Below are 2,504 nucleotides of genomic sequence, written 5' to 3'. Positions count from 1 at the left end.
GCGGGGTGACGAAAAGATCGATCGCCAATCGTATCGCCACCGCCAGCACCAGCAGTGCCAGCAAGGCCCTGAGCTGCTCGCCGCGCAGCCTCTGGCCGGCCTTCGCGCCGTACTGCGCGCCGGCGACGCCGCCCGCCATCAGCAGGAAGGCCAGCACGACATCGACTGTCTGGTTGGTGGTGGCGTGGACCAGCGTCGTATAGGCGGAGGTGAAGATGATCTGGAACAGCGAGGTGCCGATGACGACATTGGTCGGCACTTTCAGCAGATAGATCAGTGCCGGCACCATGATGAAGCCGCCGCCGACGCCCATGATCGACGACAGGAAGCCGATGCCGGCGCCAAGCCCAAGGACGGGGATGACGCTGACGAACAGTTTTGACGCCCTGAAGCGCATCTTCAGCGGCAAGCGGTGGATCCAGTTGTGCTGGCCGGATTTCTTCAGCACCGGCGCCGCACCGCTGCGCGTCGCGCGCAGCGCATTGACGCTTTCGACCAGCATCAGCCCGCCGACGGTGCCGAGCAGCACGACGTAGAGCAGCGAGATGAACAGGTCGAGCTGGCCGAGCCTGCGCAGGAAGGCGAAGACGTAGATGCCGCCGGTGGAACCGACAATGCCGCCGGCCAGCAACACCCCGCCGAGCTTGAGGTCGAGCGTACCGCGCTTCATGTGCGAAAGGACGCCGGAGACGGAGGAGGCGATGACCTGGTTGGCGCCAGTGGCGACAGCGATCGCCGGAGGGATGTTGTAGAAGATCAAGAGCGGCGTGATGAGGAAGCCGCCGCCGACGCCGAACATGCCCGACAGGAAACCCACCGCCGCGCCCATGGCCAGCAGGACGAAGATATTGACGGAAATTTCCGCGATCGGGAGATAGATGCCCACCCGTCAGTCTCGATCAGTTCTGCCTGTCGGCGAATGCAACCGTTGCGGGCATCTTGGACCGACAAGCCAATTCGTTCTTGCGCCGGAGGTGCTGCGAAGTCAAACCGCGCTACGCCGCCGAAACAAAAAACATCTCAATCAGTTAACAGGCGAATGTGTGGCAAGGGCGTCGTGGAAGCGACGCCTCTGCCGTTATTTGCGCGCCAGCAGTGCCTTCACCAGGTTTTCGTCGACTTCGCCGGTCGCCGCCATCTTGTTGTCGGTCTGGAAAGCCATGATCGCGGTCTTCGTTTTCTGGCCCATCTTGCCGTCGGCGCCGCCGGCGTCGTAGCCGTTCTTGTTGAGAATGCGCTGGATGTTCTGGACGGCCTTCTTCATGTCGATGCTGGCGGTCGTCTGCGGCGCGCCGTCCTGCCAGGACTCGGGAATGTCGGCCGAGTTGGCTGCCGCATCCAGCGGCTTGGCCTTCCACAGCTCGGTCGCGGCGCGGGCGCGCTCGAGCTGCTCGGGCCGCAGCGCATTGGCGATCTCGTCACGCTTGGCCGCCGCATCCTTGTCGCCTGTCTTGGCGACGAGCGCGAACCATTTGTAGGACTCCTCGAGGTTCTGCTTCATGCCGACGCCCATGGCGGCGAGGATGCCGAGATTGAACTGGCTGTCCTTGACGCCGACGTCGGCCGCCGCCTGGAACCAGTGCGCGGCCGATTCATTGTCGGTCACGCCGTCAGCCGCCATGGCAAACAGCACGGCCAGATTGTGCATGCCGCTGGCGTTGCCCTGTGCCGCGGAAAGCTGGTACCAGGTCTTCGCCTTCTTGATGTCGCGCGCGACGCCGATGCCCTTTTCGTAGAAATTTCCGATACGGTATTCGGCCGGCGCGAAGCCGAGTTCCGCCGATTTCTCGTACCATTTGGCCGCTGCCGCCATGTCTTCCTTGACGCCGCGCGACTCGGCATAGCGCGAGCCGATTTCGAACAGCGCCTTGGCGTCGCCGCTGGCAGCGGCATCACGCAAGGCGGCCGGGCCGGCGTCAGCGGGAATGTCGAATTTTGCCGTCGTCGCCGGCGAAGCGTCCACCGGCGGAACCGCGCCCGTGGTGTCCTTGGCGGTGGTCGGCTCTGTCGCCATAGGCTGGATGCCGGTGGCGGTATCGGTATCGGCAGGTTCGGCGGCGACCGGAACGGTCGAGGCCGGCGCAGCCGAAGCTATCGTCGTCTCGGACGCCGCTGGGTTTGCATCGGCCGATGTAGCCAAGGCGACGGGGGCGGGAACCGGTTCTGCGATCGGCGCGGCACCCATCGACGGCTCGGCGCCTGGCGGCGTGGCAATCATGCTTTGCGCGGCCATGTCGTCCTTGGTTGCCGGTGCGGATGGCTCGGCCTGTCTGACGGCATGGTCCGGCGCGCTTTCCACTGCCGCGGGCTGCGCGTCCGTCTTTGGCTGGCTCGCGGCATCGAGCGAGGCGGTTTGCATCGGCTGCGAGGCGACGATCGGCACGACATCGTTGCTCGCCACCTGGGCCGGATCGGCGAAGAAGGCCTTGCCCAGTTGCAGGGCGCCCAGCGCCAGCAGGATCGCGGTTGTCCCCATCAGGATCGGCTTGCGCCGTGCCTTGAGC

Annotated in this window: 2 protein-coding genes; both read right to left on the bottom strand. The window is 65.2% G+C overall.

The annotated features are described in order from the left end of the window. On the bottom strand, window positions 1–886 hold an 886-nt coding region (locus EN991_RS32050), incomplete at its 3' end, for a sulfite exporter TauE/SafE family protein (protein ID WP_164769526.1). A 192-nt stretch (window positions 887–1,078) separates the two neighbouring features. Continuing rightward, on the bottom strand, window positions 1,079–2,504 hold a 1,426-nt coding region (locus EN991_RS32045), incomplete at its 5' end, for a peptidoglycan-binding protein (protein ID WP_206519293.1).

The sequence above is a fragment of the Mesorhizobium sp. M7A.F.Ca.US.005.03.2.1 genome (genome assembly GCF_003997795.1).
Classification (GTDB): domain Bacteria; phylum Pseudomonadota; class Alphaproteobacteria; order Rhizobiales; family Rhizobiaceae; genus Mesorhizobium; species Mesorhizobium ciceri.
Note: the sequence above shows the minus strand (reverse complement) of the source record. Positions and strands in the feature narration are given on the sequence as shown.